Here is a 15,527-nt window from a genome sequence, read left to right on the forward strand (position 1 = left end):
TAGGCTCGCCGGTATGGAAATCCTGGGAACCACGCTGCGTATCTGCGTCGAGGACCTGGAGTCCTCGGTCGCCTTCTACGAACGTCTCGCGGGCACTCCCGCGCAACGTTTCGAGCGTGGGGGCGTGTCGGTCGCGGCGATCGGCTGCTTTCTGTTGATGAGCGGGCCGGAGAAGGAGATCGAGATCCTCCGGAAGGTCTCCGCGACGATCGCCGTGGAGAACGTCGACGAGGCGTACGCCGTTCTGAACGCGTCCGGCGCCAAGGTCGTCGCAGGACCCATCCCGACCCCGGCGGGCCGCAACCTCATCGCGATGCACCCGGACGGCATGGTCTTCGAGTACGTGGACCGGCGCGCCGAGAGCTGAACCGCGCCGACCCGTATGCCCCGTATCCTCCACGGCAGGCAAGCAGGCCGAACGGAGGACGGTGCACGTGGCGGGCAGTACGGCGGGCGGCACGGCGGCGGGCGGTACGGAACGGGTGTCGTTGAGCGCCCAGGCGCGTGAGGCCGTCCGGCAGCGCATCGTGGACCGCCGCTATCCGCTGGGCGCGCGCCTGGTGGAGCGCGAGGTCGCCGAGGAGCTGCGGATGTCGCGGGTCCCCGTGCGGGAGGCGATGCGCGCACTGGTCGCCGAGGGCCTGCTCGAACTCCTGCCGCACAGCGGAGTGCGGGTCCGCCGCCTGGAACCTGCCGATGTGCGGCACTTGTACGAGGTGTGGGAGCCGCTCGCGGTGCAGGCGTCCCGGCTCGCCGCGCGCCGGGTGGCGGCGAGCGCGCCGGACGAGCCACCGGGGCTCGCCGCGCTGCGGGCCACGCTCGGCCAGGCCGAGCAGGCGTCGGACGTGGACGACGGGCCGCGCGAGGTCGCCGCGCACACGGCGTTCCACGAGGGCATCGTGACCCTCTCCGGCAATCCCCTCCTCGCCCGCACGATGGAGCAGCTGAGCTGGCAGCTCCAGCTCTTGTTCGGCATGCGGGTCGAGCCTGACCACATGCGGGCCCAGCACGACCTCATCTACCGGCAGATCGCGTCGGGCGACGAGGAGACGGCGGCGGCGAGCACGCTGCTGCATGTGCGGGACAGCCAGGTGGTGGCGCTGCGGTCGCTCTTCGAGGAGAACGACTCCTGACAGCGAGACCCGCTGTATACCAAAAACCCCGAACCTCGCCATCACTCTGAGCTTCGGCCTGCGCAAACCCGCGCATTCCCTCACCCCTCCTTGCGGGCTACTCCAGCTTGGTATACAAACTGCGGACGCGTTCCCTCCGCAACCCGTCCTGGAGCAGCCCCATGTGCGTCGAGTCCATCCCTCCGCCCTCCTCCCGGCTCACCCGGCGTGGCGTCCTCGCGGGTGCGGCCGCGCTGGCCGGGACCACGGCTGTGCTGACCTCCACCGCACCTCAGGCGAACGCCGCCGCACGCGAGGGGCGACGGCCGTCCGGTGGCGATCTGGTCATCGAGGGCGGCACGCTCCTCGACCCCGCGACCGGCGAGGTGACCGAGGACGCGGTGGTCGTCATCGTGAACGGCGTCGTCCGCTCGGCGGGCAGGCGCGGCCGGACCGAGGTGCCCGAAGGCGCCGAGGTGCTCGACGCGCACGGGCGCTGGATCCTGCCGGGCCTCGTCGAGGCGCACATCCACCTCAACACCGCGGCCGAGGCGCGCGACGCGGTGCTGCTCGGCGCGACCAGCGCCCGCAGCGGCTCGACCAACTTCTACCAGGACATCGCCGTACGGGAGTTGGCTCGCGAGGCACCCAAGCAGGCGCCCCGCCTTCGCGCCGCCGGAATCTTCGTCACGCCCGACCTGGGCGACACGATCCTCGCCGACCCGGAGCTGACCCCGTTGGCCAGGCTGCGTGACGGCGTGCGCTCGCCCGAGGCGCTGCGCCGCGTCGTCGAGGTCAACCTCGCCCGTGGCGCCGACGTCATCAAGACCCGGGTCAACGAGCGGGCGGGCCTGCCCGAGCAGGATCCACTGGCCCAGGTGTACGACCGCGAGCAGCTGTCCGCCGTGGTCGCGGCTGCCCGGCGCGGCGGCAAGGGCGTGCTCTGCCACAGCTACAGCGAGAAGGGCTGCCACGACGCCGTCATGGCGGGCATCCGCTCGCTGGAGCACGGCGCCTTCGTCGGCGAGCACACGCTGCACGAGATGCGGCGCAGGGGCACGTACTTCACGCCGACCCTCACCGCGATCGCCGGGCTCGCCGAGTCCTCGGACCCGGTGCTCGCGGAGCGCGGGCGCCAGTACCTGCCGGTCCTGAAGCGGGCCGTGCTCGCCGCGCACGAGATGGGCGTGCCGCTCGCGGCGGGCACGGACTCGTCCGGCGGGAAGATCAAGCCCATCGGCCGCGAGGTGGAGCTGATGCACGCGGCGGGGCTCTCCGCGCTCGACGCGATCCGCACGGCCACCACAGGCGCCGCGAAGCTGCTCGGTCTGGAGCGCACGGTGGGCCGCCTCGCGCGTGACTTCGCCGGTGACGTGATCCTCGTGGACGGCGATCCGCTGTCCGACGTGACGGCCCTCAAGAAGCCCGTACGCGTGGTCCGTTCGGGCTTCGCGCTCTGAATTCCCCCGCTTGAAGGAGACTCCTATGACGCCTCTCTCCCGTCGCGGCGTGCTCGGCGCCGCCGCCGCGTTCGCCGGTACCGGAGCCGCCATGTCAGCCGGTTCCCCGGCAACCGCCTCGACCCGTGGTGGCGGCCACCGCCCCAAGGCCGTCGTGTTCCGCGACGTCCGCCCCTTCGGCACGAAGACCCCCGTGGACCTCACGGTGGTCGACGGCCGGATCACGGACGGACCGGCACCCAAGGGCGCCAAGGTGATCGACGGCGGCGGGCGCGTCGCCCTGCCCTCGCTCGTGGACGCCCACATCCATCCGGACAAGACGACGTGGGGCAGCTCCTGGGTGTCGCGGAAGCCGGCGAGCGGCATCGCCGACTACTGCGCCCAGGACGTGGAGATCTTCAAGAGCCAGAAGCGGCCCGTCGGCGAGCGCGCGTACGGCCTGATGGCGCACGCCGTGACCCGCGGCACCCGCGCGATGCGCGCCCATGTGGACGTGGCGCCCGCCTACGACCTGGCCGGCGTCGAGGGCGTGAACGCGGCCCGCGAGCGGCTGCGCGACGCCCTCGACGTGCAGATCGTGGCCTTTCCGCAGCACGGCGTGATCCGGACCCCCGGCACGGCGGAGCTCCTGGAGGAGGCGGCTCGCTCCGGCTCGATCGACCTGGTCGGCGGCATCGATCCGATCAGCTTCGACCACGCGATGGACGAGCAGCTCGACCTCGTCTTCGGCCTCGCGGACCGCCACGGGGTCGGCGTGGACATCCACCTGCACGACCGCGACGAGAAGGGCACCGAGGTCCTGCGGGCGATCATCGACCGCACCAAGGCGCTCTCTCTGCGCGGCAAGGTCACGGTCAGCCACGTCTTCTGCCTGCCGAATCTGTCCGACTCCGAACTGAGCGAGATGGCGGCCGACTTGGGCGAGCAGGACATCTCCCTGACGACGGTCGCGCCGAACGAGTCCCTCGTCCTGCCGATCGCGAAGCTGCGCGAGCACGGCGTGCGGGTCGGGCTCGGCTCGGACGGGGTGCGCGACGCGTGGAGCCCGTTCGGCAACGCGGACATGCTGCACCGCACGCACATCCTGGGCTGGGTCACCGACGTCCGCCTCGACGACGAACTGACCGACTGCTACACCGTGGGCGCACACGGCGGCGCCGACGTGATGGGCCTCGATCACGCGGACCTGAAGCCCGGCGCCCCCGCCGACTTCATCCTCGTACGCGGGGAGTGCCTGCCGCAGGTCCTGGTGGACATGCCGCAGCGGGACATGGTGGTACACGGCGGCAAGGTCGTGGCCAGGAACGGCGAGTTGGCGTAACGAGTCGGCGTAGCGAGTTGGCGTGACCGACCCCTGGGGGGGCGGCTGCCCCGCCCCCCCAGGCACCTTCACTCCTCCGAAGCGGCCCGCATCCGGTAGTCGTACCGGGCGGGCACCTCTTCGTCGCTCACCGCGCGCCACAGTTCACCGAGCACCTCGGCGCCCTCGCGCAGGTCGGCCACCTCGAAGCCCTCGTCGAATATCGCCCGCGCCGCACCCTTCTCCCCCTCCGCGAGAAGCAGTTGGACCTCGACGAGGCGGAAGCGGCCTTCCGCGCGCGTGGACGGGTGCAGGCGGTCCCACACGCCGCGCGCCACCGGCTGCCGTCCTGCCGCGAGCAGGACGCCTATCGCCTCCCTGCCGAGGGCGGCGCTCACGGACGTCCACAGGACACCGTCGTCGCGCCGTTCCTGGCACAGGTCGTCGAAGGCTTCCGCGTATCGGTCGGCGGCGCGCTCGATGTGGTCCGATTCCTGATCGGCGACCGCGAGGCATCGCAGCAACGGCCAGCGGGACGGCGCGAGTTCGAGACCGCGCTCCCAGCTGCGCACCGCCTGCGCACGGTCGCCCGCGTGCCACTGGGCCACACCCAGGTGGTACTCGGCGACCGGCCGCGCGGGCGCCGTCTCCAGCATGTCCCGCCAGTGCGGGGCGACCGGGGTCGGACCCGGCGGCGCGACCCGGCGCGGCTCGGGGACGGCTCCGGAGTGCAGAAGCTCAAGCCACGGCGCCTGTTCGGGGCCCAGCGTGGACTCGGCGAACGGCGTGCCCGGCACCTTGTAGTTCGCGCGCAGGACTTCGAGCGCGCCCCATCCGGAGCCGGCGGCGAGCACCTCGCCCGGCTCGGTGTCGGCGCACGGCCGCCACGCGTCGAACGCCGACTCCACCGCCGCCTGCGGCAGTGCGTCCGCGAGTCGCGCCTGAGTCTCCTCACGCGCGGCGTGCCAGTCGTCGCCGTGCACGAGGCCCGGCTCCGCCGACAGCGGCCCGTACGACTCCAGCCACGCGAACTCACTCTCGGCGTCCAGGCGTACGTGCTCCAGCTGCGTCCGTGCGAGGCCCGCCTGGATCTCCGCGTACCCGCCGGTGCCCGGCTCCGTCAGCCACTCCTGCCAGCGCTGCCCGCCCGCGCCGGAGCCCCACACGAAGAGCTTGCGGCCGCGAAGCAGGTCGGTCGACGTCTGGACGAGGCCGTGTCCTTCGTCGTCGAGCGCGGCGATCCAGCGGCGGGCCCTGTCCGGTACGTCGTAGAAGTAGTCGGCGGCGTACTCGCTGCGCGGCGGGTACGTCCGGTCCACCCCGTCGGTCTCCGGCACCGGCACCTTGCGGAGCCCGCCCGTGTACCCGAAGTGCCAGGCCTCGTCGGCCGGGGCGATGACCCTGCGCTCCTGGGGCACCGCGATGTTGGACCACCAGTAGACCGGTACCGCCTTCTCGTGCGGGTTGCGGATGCGCACCCCGACGTGGAGGAAGTCGGAGTCTTCGGGCAGCCACAGGTCCACCTGGAACGGTACGTCCCGCAGCCGCTCCCACTCCCAGAGCCGCAGCATCTCGCCGCCGTCGGGCGCCGTCACGCGTGCGGCGTGCAGCGGCGCGCAGGACAGTGTCGTATGGCCGGTGGCGCCGATGTTCCACTCGATGCCGCCGGAGAACCAGGCGCCGTTGAGCGCGAAGGCGGCGGGCTGCAACACCGGGTTGCGGTAGAGGAGTTCACGGCCTGTCGGCTTGTGGAAGAGGGAGTGGACCCGGCCGCCGAAGCCCGGCAGGACGGTGGCGCGCAGCCGGTCGTTCTCGATGACCAGGGTGTCGAGCGTGGTGTCGGTCCGCTCGCGTCCGTACCCGTCGAGCACGCGGGTGGGCAGGATGCCGCGCAGCGGCTCGTACCCCAGCTGCCGCGCCATGTCGCGTGGCAGCCCCTCTCTGCCGCGCTCGTCCAGTGTGTGCACTTCGCGCAGCGGCCGCAGCGGTGGCAGCGGGTTCTCGGGGCCCAACGGGGCGGCGGGCAGCGTCAGTACGTCGCGTCGCACGGTGGTCGTCACGATCACCATGGAACACGGTCGACGCCGTCCCGACCAGGGGCTATCCCGGTCAGGATTACGCAAAGCCGAGCGGCCCGGCCTAGCGGCGCGGCTGATCCGTGGCGGTCAGCGCCCACCGCTCGTGGTCGCGCCAGGCCCCGTCGATGTGGAGGAAGTCCGGCGAGAAGCCCTCCAGGCGGTAGCCGCAGCGGCGGGCAAGTGCGATCGACGCGGTGTTGAGGGGCTGGACGTTGATCTCCAGGCGATGCAGCTCCAGTACGTCGAATGCGTACCGCGTGACGAGTCCGAGCCCCTCGCTCATCAGGCCCCGGCCGACCGCGTGCGCGAAGGCGCCGTATCCCAGCGCACCGCACCGGAAGGCGCCCTCGACGATGTTGTTGATGTTGATGAACCCGGCGATGGCGCCACTGTCCCGCTCGCAGACCAGGAATCCGGCCCTGGCGCCGCCCTCGATGAGCGCGCCCGCGTACACGGCGTACGCCTCGTCCGTGGTGGGCGGGAAGAGCCAGGGACTGTGCAGCTCCCGGCTCTCCCGCGCGCGCATGGTGAACTCGGGGCCGTCGGCGTGGGTGAAGGGGCGTATGCCTACGCGCGGTCCCTCGGCGAGGTGAGCGGTGCTGTCGGTGCTGTCGGTGCTGTCGGTGCTGTCGGTGCTGTCGGGCATCTGGCCACGCTAGCCGCTCTCCGCGCGGGGCAGCGGCCTCATTTACGCGCCCTCACTTGCGCCGCCGGATGAAGTACGCCCCGCACAGGGCGCCGATCAGGCCGGTGCCGAGCAGCGCCACCCACAGCGGCATCGTGACCTCGGGGATCAGCAGTCTGATCTTGGTGTGGTGGGTGTTCTCGAAGATGAAGACCAGGGTGAGGACGGCGATCACGGCGACGACGATCCTGCCGGGCGTCATGACGCCCCCGCCGCCCGAGCTGCCCTTGGAGCCGCCCGTGGAGGTGTTGGGACTCATACGTGGACCCTTCCGTCGGAGCTTCGACCGGCCTTCCCCGTCCAGCATGGGCAGCTGGACGGGGATTGCGCGCGGTGGACGCCCCTGCGGGGTGGAGGCGTGGGCCGTACGGGTGAGCCACGCGAGAGCCCCGGAGGAGAAGCCCCGGAGAAGTTCCGGAGGAGCCCCGGGAGAGTCAGCGCACGACAGGCAGCTGGAGCACCCCGGTGTCGTCGGGCGCGCTGGTGACGGTCACCGGCTTCACGCCCCGGTTCCCCGCGTACGCGTCGTCGCTCGCCGCCACCACGAACTGCAACTTGTGCCCCGCCTCGTACCGGTGCACGATCCCCGGCAGCGACACGGTGAACGGCTTCGTCACGTCCGGGACGCGCACCGGCGACACGAGCCGGTGCACGAGCGTCTTCCTGCCGTCGGGCGCGACGTCGTACAGCTTGGCGAAGAGGACCAGCTTGTCGGCCGCGTCACCGGAGTTCTGCACCCTCTCGGTCCTGGGCGAGACGACCTTGAGGGTGGCCTTCGCGGAGCCGACGACATCCACCGGGGCGGTCAGCGGCTCGGTCGTCCAGTCGAGGTAGGTGCCCTTGGTGTCGTGCGGCGCGGGGTCGGGCAGCCCGATGATGCCGGCGAGGGAGCTCTCGGAGTGGCTCGTGGGGATCAGCCAGTTCCGGTACTCGCGGCTGCCCCGCGCGACCTTCTTGCGGTTGTCGACCAGCTTGCCGTCGCCGGACAGGTACAGCTTCTGGCTCAGGGACGGCACCTTCGCGGCGGTGGCGTAGGAGCCGTTCGGTCCGCTGTCGGCGGGGACCCAATCCTGGTGGTAGGCGAAGGCGGGCCCGGTGTCCGCGCCCTTGTTCTTCCGGAGGTAGCGGTCGAACCACGACAGGACGCGCTTGCCTACGTAGCTCGTCTCCAGGTTGCCCTCGGACATGTTGAGTTCGCCGGACGCCGCGTCGGTGAGGCCGCCGCTGTGGCCCGCGGACTGCCAGATCATCTTCGTCGTGGTGCCTTGCGCCTTGAGCGTCTCGTACGTCGCCTGCGCCTCGCTGAGGTTGAAGAGGCTGTCGACCTGGCCCTGGACAAGGAGCGTCGGAGTCTTGACCTGCGGCAGGTAGGAGACGGGCGAGACGCTGCGCGCGTACTCCTGGAGGGCATCGGTCTTGTCGGCGGGATAGCGGCCCGAGTTGAGCGTACGGATCGTCTCGCAGGCCTTCGTGACGAAGTGCAGGCAGGTGAGGGAGTTGATGCGGGAGGGATCCAGGCTCGGTTCGAGGAGCGGCTGTCCCTCGCCGATGAGGTAGAAGCCGTTCATCCACTGCCACTTGGAGGCGCCGGGGACACTGCGGTCGGAGGCGTTGTTCGGGTCGAGCGAGTAGCTCAGGTCGTTCCAGGTGATCATCGGTACGAGGGCGTCGACCCGGCGGTCCACGGCAGCCGTCGCCATCTGGATCGCCCCGCCGTACGAACCGCCGATCATGCCGACGCGGGGGTCTGCCTTCGCGTCCTTGGTGACGTAGTCGATCGTCGTGCCGTCGTCGGCGGCGCGCTTGCCCGCGAGGAAGTCGACGAGTCCGGAGGCCGCCTTGCCGTCGGTCTTCGGGTCGTCGAGGGAGATGAGGCAGCCGGACTTGCCGAAGCCGAGCCCGGAGTAGACGAGTCCGACATAGCCGCGCTCGGCGAAGGCCTTGCCGGTGGCCGCCGTCCCACCGTCCGACTTGCTGCCGCCGAATCCGTTGGTGGTCAGGACGGCGGGCGCGGGGTGCGCGGCGTCCACTGAGGCGGGTCGGTAGAGGTCGGCGTCGACGGTGCAGTTCCTGCCGCCCGCATCGACGGTGAACTTCAGCGGCGTGACGGTGAATTGGCCGGTGGCGCTCGCGGGCGCGGGTGCCGCGAGGGCCAGGGGCGCAGCCAGTGCGGCACCGACGGCGAGGGCGAGCGGTGCGCGGGTGCGGGTGACGGCACCACGACGGGGCTCGGTACGACGGGACGCGGTACGACGGGGCACAAGACCTCCACGCTGAGGACAGCCGACTACCGACCGGTAAGTAACCGGTCCGAGGTCATGTTGTGACACGTGTCAGGTGCCGGTCAACGCTCATGACAGGAGTTCTCGCCAGGAATTGACGGAAATTCAGCGAGGGGTGCGTGTCCCTCCAGGGGGCGTGTTCCTTAGGGGTGCGTTCCTCAGGGGTGTGTTCCTCAGGGGGTGGGGGTCTGCCCCTCACACCAGCGCAGGCACATCCAGCGTCAACGTCGCCGCATCCGCGTCCAGTTCACCCGCAACACCGAAGGGAATCGTCAACGCCCCGTCGCAGTGCCCGAACCCGAACTCCTCGACGATCGGCACCCCGAGCCCGCCGAGCCGGTCGAGGAGCAGCGCCCGCACCGTGTCGTACGGATCGCAGTCCACCCACGAGCCGAGCGCGACCCCGCTCACCCCCTCCAGCCAGCCCACGCGCGCGAGGTGGGTGAGATAGCCGTCGAGGCGGTAGGCCTCCTCACCGACGTCCTCAAGGAAGAGCAGCCCGCCCCGCGCCGACGCGCGCACCCCGGGAGCGCCGGTGTCCGATGCGAGCAGGGAGAGGCAGCCGCCGAGCGTGACGCCCCGCGCGCGGCCCGGCACGAGCGCGGTCCCGCCCGAGGCGATCACCTGGACCTGCTCCGGTTCGAAGAGCGTGGCCCTCAAGTGCTCCTGTGCGCGTTCGTTCTTGAGGAAGTCGAGGGCCGCGACCATCGGGCCGTGCAGTGTCGCAAGGCCCATGCGGGCCGCGAACGCCTCATGCAGCGTGGTGATGTCGCTGTAGCCGACGAAGATCTTGGGGCCCGTCGCCCGCATCGCCGCCCGCATGGCGTCCCAGTCGAGCGACTCCACCATCCGCTGTGCGCCGTAGCCGCCGCGCGCGCAGATCACCGCGGAGACGGAAGGGTCGCACCACGCCTCCTGGAGGTCGCGGGCGCGGTCGGCGTCCGTGCCCGCGAGGTAGTCGAAGCGCGGGTGCCGCTCCAGGGCATGAGGCGCGACGACCGGTTCCAGGTCCCAGCCGCGCAGGATGTCGAGGCCCGCCTGGAGCCGCTCCTCCGGGACGGGTCCGCTGGGCGAGACGACGGCTATCCGTGCGCCGGGGGTCAGCCTGGCGGGTCGCGTCAGGGGGTTCACTTGGAGAGCTCCAGGGTGGGGGTTTCGCCGGCCAGGTCGAGCCCGAACACCTGGGCATACAGGGAGAGTTCAGACTCCAGGGCCCGGATCAGCGTGTCCGCGCGGCGGAATCCGTGCCCCTCGCCCTCGAAGGCGATGTAGGCGTACGGCACGTCCCGCCCTTCAAGCTCGGATACGAACCTCTCGGCCTGCTCGGGCGGACAGATCACGTCGTCGAGCCCCTGGAGCAGCAGGAAGGGCGCGCTGACCTGGTCGGCGTGCTCCGCGGGCGAGCGCTCCACGTACCGCGTCGGCACCTCGTCGAACGGTCCGATCATCGAGTCCAGGTACCGGGACTCGAAGTCGTGGGTTCCGCCCGCCGCCCATTCCGTGAGGTCGAGGACCGGATAGATGATGGTGCCGCATGCGTACACGTCCGTCGTGGTCAGTGAGGCCGCCGTGGTCCAGCCGCCCGCGCTGCCGCCACGGATCGCGAGGCGGTCGCGGTCGGCGGTGCCTTCGTCGGCCAGGGCGAGGGCGACGGCCGCGCAGTCCTCGACGTCGACGATGCCCCACTGCTCGCGCAGGCGGTTGCGGTACTCGCGGCCGTAGCCCGTCGAGCCGCCGTAGTTGACCTCGGCGACGCCGATGCCGCGCGAGGTGAAGTAGGCGATCTCCAGGTCGAGTACGAGCGGGGAGCGGCTGGTGGGGCCGCCGTGCACCCACACCACGTACGGCGGGAGTTCGTCGTCGGGGGCGACGCGGGTCGGATGGTGCGGGGGGTAGACGTGGGCGTGGATCTCGCGGCCCGCCGGGCCGCTGAACGTGCGGATGCGCGGCTCGGGGTAGTACGCGGCGTCCACCGGGTCGTCGTGCGAGGCGCCTATCACGCGAGCCCGGCCGGTGCTCGTGTCCAGCTCCACGAGCTCGCAGGCGCTGCGGGGGCTTGCCGCGACGCCGACGGCACGTGTGCCGTTCACCGCGACACTCGCCGACCACTCCGTCCAGGGGCCCGCCGCGTCGACGACTTCGCCGGTCTCCGGGTCGAGCACACCGAGCGCGGTGGCGCCCTTGCCGTGCACGACGGCGATCAGACCGCTGTCCAGGGGCGCGAACCAGCCGGAGCCGACCTGCCACAGGGGTCCGCCGAACTCCTCCTCGCGCGGACAGATCGCCGCTCCGTTCCCGCCGTCCGCCGGATCACCGCGGTAGAGGTTCCACCACCCGGTCCGGTCGCTCACGTAGAGCAGCCGCCCGTCGCGCGCCCACTCCACCTGCGCGACGGACTCCTCCGGGCCGCCCGCGAACACCCGTGGCGCGCCGAAGCTGCCGTCATCGCGGACCCCGGCGACCAGGAGTTCCGTGCCGTCCCACGGCATCCGGGGGTGGTCCCAGGCGATCCACGCCACGCGGGCGCCGTCGGGCGAGAGGCGGGGGCCTGTGATGAACCGGTGCCGGTCGTCGGAGAGTTCACGGATCGCCGCGCGGTCCTCGGCCGCCGAGCCGTCGAGCGGCACGGCGACGGCGACCCGCCGCACGTCGGTGGGCGCCTCGCCGGTGAACTCCTCAAGGACGCACCAGACCTCGCGCCGGTCCAGATGCACGCACAGATCGATGTACCGCAGGCCGCCGCCCACGTCGGAGAGCGGGGTCAGCGCGCGCGGCTCGGCCCCGGGGGCGTCGGGCTCGTACGCGTACAGGCGCTGGTCCGAGAAGTTGGCGAACACCACCAGCGGTCCGTCCGGCGCATCGGCCCCGGCCCATGAACGCCCCCCGTACTCCATGACCCGGCTGCGCACGTTCCACGGCTCGGGCAGCACGGACTCCTCCGCGCCGTCCTGACGCCGCCGCACCAGGGCACGCCTGCCGCCTTCGGCGGGCCTCGGCTCGGTCCACCACGCCTCGTCCCCGACGAAGCCCACGTGGGCCGGGGCCCCGTCGTGGGCCGCGGCGAGCGCCGCGTCGATGGGTGACGGCCATGATCCGTAAGCCTGGGTCTCCATCATGTCCTTCTCTTCCCCCGTGGTCGGTTGTGTTCCCTAGGCCGTTCTCATATAGCGGTCGAGGACGCGGACGCCGAAGTGCAGCGCGTCGACCGGCACACGCTCGTCGACTCCGTGGAAGAGCGCTTGGTAGTCGAAGCCCTCCGGTGTCCTCAGCGGCGAGAAGCCGTAGCCGGTGATGCCGAGTCGCGAGAACTGCTTGGCGTCCGTACCGCCGGACATGCAGTACGGCACGACATGCCCCTCGGGCGCGAACTCCTCGACGGCCGCGCGCATCTTCGCGTACGTCGACGAGTTGACCGGTGCCTGCAGGGCCACCTCACGGTGGTGGAACTCCCAGTCGACGTCCGCTCCGGTGAGCCGGTCAAGGGTGGCGGCGAACTCTTCCTCACCTCCGGGCAGAAAGCGGCCGTCCACGTAGGCGGCGGCCTCCCCGGGGATCACGTTGACCTTGTAACCGGCCTGCAGCATCGTCGGGTTGGCGCTGCCCCGGACGGTCGGCGCGACGAGGTCCGCGGCCGGGCCGAGCTTCTCCAGGAGTGCGTCCACGTCGAATCCGGGCGCGTCCAGGTCCGCCTGCTGCCCGTACAGCGCGGCCAGTTCGCTCAGGGCGGCCCGGACCGTCGGCGTGAGCCGCACCGGCCAGCGGTGGTCCCCGATACGGGCGATCGCGGCCGCCAGCTTGCTCACGGCGTTGTCGGGGTTCACCTTCGAGCCGTGGCCCGCCTTGCCGCGCGCGGTCAGCTTGAGCCAGCCGGTGCCGCGCTCCCCCGCGGCGATGGCGTAGAGCTGGTTGCCGCGCCCGTCGTGGAAGGTGAAGGCGCCGGACTCGCTGATGCCTTCCGTACAGCCATCGAACAGGGGCGCGTGCTGATCGGCGAGGAACCCGGACCCGTCCTCGGCGCTCGCCTCCTCGTCGGCGGTGAACGCGATCACGATGTCCCGCCGGGGGCGCACGCCCGTGCGCGCCCAGCCGCGCACCACAGAGAGGATCATCGCGTCCATGTTCTTCATGTCGATGGCGCCACGGCCCCATACGACGCCGTCGCGGACCTCCCCGGAGAACGGGTCCACGCTCCAGTCGGCGGCCTCGGCGGGCACGACGTCCAGGTGGCCGTGGACGAGCAGCGCGTCGGCCGAGGGGTCCGTGCCCTCGATGCGCGCGACGACGTTCGTACGTCCCGGTGTGCGCTCCAGGAGCCGTGGTTCGAGCCCGGCTCCGGCGAGGCACTCGGCGGCGTACTCCGCGGCGGGCCGCTCCCGGCAGTCGCCGCTGCCCCGGTTCGTGGTGTCGATGCGGATGAGGTCGGAGGTGAACCGGACGACCTCGTCGAGCGCTTGCCCGTCGACGTGTCCGGTGGCCTGATGCCCCGGCTGCTCCTCAGCCATACTGTTCCTCCACCGCCGCCGATGCGATCGTCGTGACCGCCTTGAACGTACGAATGCCCTCGTACATGGTTTCGCTGGTGTACGCGATCTTCCGCTCCCCGGTGCGCCGGACGCCCGGCACCACGGTCGACGCCATGGACAGATGCTCTGCGTCGAATTCCAGTTCCACGGTGAACGGGCCGCCCTCGACCGGAGCGTGTCGCACGGCGAGGGGCGCCGCCTCCTTCGCCGCGGCCCGGATGTCCGATGCGGTCCGCCGGGGGGTGCGGCAGACCGCCGCGTACCGCGACACGTGGTCCTTGACGGCGACCTTCAGGGCGCCGGGCGCATAGCCGAGCGCGTCATCGCAGGCCAGGTCGTCGCCGGTGACGAGGATGACGGGCACCCCGTACTCGGCGACGACGTGGGAGTTGAGCAGCCCCTCGCTCGCCCGGTCGCCGTTGATCCACACGCCGGTGATGGAGTTGGCGAGGTAGGTGTGCGCGAGCACACCCTCCATGCCGGCACCCGCGTGATAGCCGATGAACGCGATGCCGTCCACGTCGTCGTGCTGGACGCCCTCGACCATGGAGAGGGACTTGTGCCGCCCGGTGAGCATCTCGGCCCGCTCGTCAAGATCCTCGAGAAGCAGATTGCGCATGGTCCAATGCGCTTCGTTGATGAGCACCTCGTCGGCGCCCCCGTCGAAGAAGCCGAGCACGGCGGCGTTGACGTCCGAGGTGAACATCGAACGGCACCTCTCCCACTGCGGGGTGCCGGGCAGCACGTCGGCCGGCCAGGTCACGCCCGTGGCGCCCTCCATGTCGGCGCTGATCAGGATTTTCATGACGGTCCGTCTCCTCGCAGGTCAGCGGCGTGCTGTCCGGCCGCTGACAGCAGTTTGCGACACCGTTCGGTCGTGACGGGGATCTTCATGCTTCGAAACCGTACGCGCTGCCCCGCCGACTCGGCCAGGGCTGTGGATATCTATCGGTGGTCCAGACCACTGGACTTCCCTCACACGGCCTGCGACCAGCCCTTTCTACGGATACGGATGATCGGTTGCCGCCGCCGATCCCCCGGATGCAGGCTGGCGACACCTCGGCGATGGGTCAAGGCCCGCCGGGTAACGGGTCTGTCCCAGCGAGCGGCGACCCCGAACAGGTGCGCGACAGCGGCGGGAACCGCCGTCCCGGCCCGTCGACGGCGGGCCCTGGACGGGGTGTGGCCGGTTGAGGTGCGCGTTGTCGCCCGGCTGTGTGTAACAGGAACGTATTAGGGGGTGGTTGGGCGGAACGGTTCACCGGTCCTGGCGAGTCCTGGTGATCAGAAACGCTCGCTCGTACCGACTCGTGCCGAGCAGCCGACTCCCCCCACCGATGCTGAGGAAGAAACGATGCGCTTCACCAAGGTCACCTTCGCCGTCCTGGCCGCTGCCGCGAGCCTCTCGCTCACGGCCTGCAACGGCGATGACGTCACGGCACAGGGCGACTCGTCGGCCGATTCCAGCGAGTCCTCGTCGAACGGCGGTTCGGGCTCGGGCGGCTCGGAGCAGGGCGCCGACAAGGGTTCCGGCGGTGAGGACTCCGCCGGGAAGGACTCGGCCGGGCAGGCGTCCGGTGGGCAGAGCGCGTCCGCCGGGGCCGGCGCCGACGCGGACAGCAAGCTCGGCAAGTGCCGCGCCGACGACCTGGACATCACCGCGCAGGACAGCACCATCGACGGCGACCCTGACGGCTCCGTCGCGGTGACGCTGACGAACGGCAGCGGCAAGGAGTGCGCGATCTCCGGCTACGCGGGCGTCGACCTGAAGACCAAGGAGGGCTCTCTGTCCGCCAAGCGCACCGGCGAGCAGGCCACCCCGGGCACCCTCAAGGACGGCGAGTCGGTGTCCTTCGGCGTCAACTACCCGCTGAACGACACGGGCGGCTCCGGCGTCACCGTCACGAGCCTCGTGGTGACCCCGCCCGACGACACCAAGTCCGTCACCGTCGAATGGCCGGGCGCCAAGACCCTGCCCGCCAGCGACAGCACCGTCTCCTCGGTCAAGGTCGGCCCGATCGGCAGCGCGGGCCAGGGCGGGGCGAACTGACCTGCGGCAACGACCCCGTGCCGCGCATCGGCACGGG

General features: G+C 71.3%; 13 protein-coding genes. 5 read left to right on the forward strand and 8 right to left on the reverse strand.

Going from position 1 to position 15,527, the window contains the following annotated elements; genetic code table 11:
• The first annotated feature begins 13 nt into the window (after positions 1-13).
• From ACFQ7F_RS15380 to ACFQ7F_RS15395, 4 genes are all read left to right on the forward strand, one after another.
• Positions 14-367 (forward strand): VOC family protein, encoded by a 354-nt coding sequence (locus ACFQ7F_RS15380; RefSeq protein WP_383270568.1) that lies wholly within the window; start codon positions 14-16, stop codon positions 365-367.
• A gap of 67 nt (positions 368-434) precedes the next feature.
• Positions 435-1,133: a GntR family transcriptional regulator gene (locus ACFQ7F_RS15385; RefSeq protein ID WP_383270570.1), complete on the forward strand. Its 699-nt coding sequence runs from the start codon at positions 435-437 to the stop codon at positions 1,131-1,133.
• Between the two features lie 161 nt (positions 1,134-1,294).
• Entirely contained in the window at positions 1,295-2,572 is a 1,278-nt protein-coding gene (locus ACFQ7F_RS15390; RefSeq protein WP_383270572.1) for an amidohydrolase family protein, read from the forward strand.
• Between the two features lie 25 nt (positions 2,573-2,597).
• Positions 2,598-3,893 (forward strand): amidohydrolase family protein, encoded by a 1,296-nt coding sequence (locus ACFQ7F_RS15395; RefSeq protein WP_383270573.1) that lies wholly within the window; start codon positions 2,598-2,600, stop codon positions 3,891-3,893.
• 68 nt (positions 3,894-3,961) lie between these two features.
• Here ACFQ7F_RS15395 and ACFQ7F_RS15400 read toward each other — a convergent pair whose 3' ends face one another.
• The 8 genes from ACFQ7F_RS15400 to ACFQ7F_RS15435 form a co-directional block, all read right to left on the reverse strand.
• Complete coding sequence (locus tag ACFQ7F_RS15400; protein ID WP_383270575.1) at positions 3,962-5,941, reverse strand: DUF5107 domain-containing protein; 1,980 nt, start codon at positions 5,939-5,941, stop codon at positions 3,962-3,964.
• A gap of 70 nt (positions 5,942-6,011) precedes the next feature.
• The gene (locus tag ACFQ7F_RS15405; protein WP_383270577.1) at positions 6,012-6,596 is read right to left on the reverse strand and encodes a GNAT family N-acetyltransferase; all 585 of its coding nucleotides are present in this window, start codon (positions 6,594-6,596) and stop codon (positions 6,012-6,014) included.
• 52 nt (positions 6,597-6,648) lie between these two features.
• Positions 6,649-6,894, reverse strand: coding sequence for a hypothetical protein (locus ACFQ7F_RS15410; protein ID WP_383270579.1), 246 nt, complete (start codon positions 6,892-6,894; stop codon positions 6,649-6,651).
• 175 nt (positions 6,895-7,069) lie between these two features.
• Positions 7,070-8,803, reverse strand: coding sequence for a CocE/NonD family hydrolase (locus tag ACFQ7F_RS15415; RefSeq protein WP_383270621.1), 1,734 nt, complete (start codon positions 8,801-8,803; stop codon positions 7,070-7,072).
• Between the two features lie 309 nt (positions 8,804-9,112).
• On the reverse strand, positions 9,113-10,048 hold the full coding sequence (locus ACFQ7F_RS15420) for an LD-carboxypeptidase (RefSeq protein ID WP_383270581.1): 936 nt from the start codon (positions 10,046-10,048) through the stop codon (positions 9,113-9,115).
• Positions 10,045-12,030, reverse strand: coding sequence for an LpqB family beta-propeller domain-containing protein (locus ACFQ7F_RS15425; RefSeq protein ID WP_383270623.1), 1,986 nt, complete (start codon positions 12,028-12,030; stop codon positions 10,045-10,047). Before ACFQ7F_RS15425 ends, ACFQ7F_RS15420 begins: the two co-directional genes overlap by 4 nt.
• A gap of 36 nt (positions 12,031-12,066) precedes the next feature.
• Entirely contained in the window at positions 12,067-13,419 is a 1,353-nt protein-coding gene (locus ACFQ7F_RS15430) for a M20/M25/M40 family metallo-hydrolase (RefSeq protein ID WP_383270582.1), read from the reverse strand.
• Complete coding sequence (locus ACFQ7F_RS15435) at positions 13,412-14,245, reverse strand: M55 family metallopeptidase (RefSeq protein ID WP_383270584.1); 834 nt, start codon at positions 14,243-14,245, stop codon at positions 13,412-13,414. The genes ACFQ7F_RS15430 and ACFQ7F_RS15435 overlap by 8 nt, the downstream gene beginning before the upstream one ends.
• A 549-nt stretch (positions 14,246-14,794) precedes the next feature.
• On the opposite strand from ACFQ7F_RS15435, the gene ACFQ7F_RS15440 reads away from it, so the two are divergent.
• A complete protein-coding gene (locus ACFQ7F_RS15440; RefSeq protein ID WP_383270586.1) occupies positions 14,795-15,490 on the forward strand; it encodes a DUF4232 domain-containing protein in 696 nt (231 codons plus the stop codon).
• Positions 15,491-15,527 lie beyond the last annotated feature (37 nt).

The sequence above is a fragment of the Streptomyces sp. NPDC056486 genome, from assembly GCF_042795295.1.
Classification (GTDB): domain Bacteria; phylum Actinomycetota; class Actinomycetes; order Streptomycetales; family Streptomycetaceae; genus Streptomyces.

Bases quoted from the DNA above. Each gene is read 5' to 3' on its own strand.
- ACFQ7F_RS15400 (WP_383270575.1), bottom strand. From the start codon at position 5,941: ATGGTGATCGTGACGACCACCGTGCGACGCGACGTACTGACGCTGCCC.
- ACFQ7F_RS15380 (WP_383270568.1), top strand. From the start codon at position 14: ATGGAAATCCTGGGAACCACGCTGCGTATCTGCGTCGAGGACCTGGAG.
- ACFQ7F_RS15395 (WP_383270573.1), top strand. From the start codon at position 2,598: ATGACGCCTCTCTCCCGTCGCGGCGTGCTCGGCGCCGCCGCCGCGTTC.
- ACFQ7F_RS15410 (WP_383270579.1), bottom strand. From the start codon at position 6,894: ATGAGTCCCAACACCTCCACGGGCGGCTCCAAGGGCAGCTCGGGCGGC.
- ACFQ7F_RS15430 (WP_383270582.1), bottom strand. From the start codon at position 13,419: ATGGCTGAGGAGCAGCCGGGGCATCAGGCCACCGGACACGTCGACGGG.
- ACFQ7F_RS15425 (WP_383270623.1), bottom strand. From the start codon at position 12,030: ATGGAGACCCAGGCTTACGGATCATGGCCGTCACCCATCGACGCGGCG.
- ACFQ7F_RS15440 (WP_383270586.1), top strand. From the start codon at position 14,795: ATGCGCTTCACCAAGGTCACCTTCGCCGTCCTGGCCGCTGCCGCGAGC.
- ACFQ7F_RS15405 (WP_383270577.1), bottom strand. From the start codon at position 6,596: ATGCCCGACAGCACCGACAGCACCGACAGCACCGACAGCACCGACAGC.
- ACFQ7F_RS15390 (WP_383270572.1), top strand. From the start codon at position 1,295: ATGTGCGTCGAGTCCATCCCTCCGCCCTCCTCCCGGCTCACCCGGCGT.
- ACFQ7F_RS15435 (WP_383270584.1), bottom strand. From the start codon at position 14,245: ATGAAAATCCTGATCAGCGCCGACATGGAGGGCGCCACGGGCGTGACC.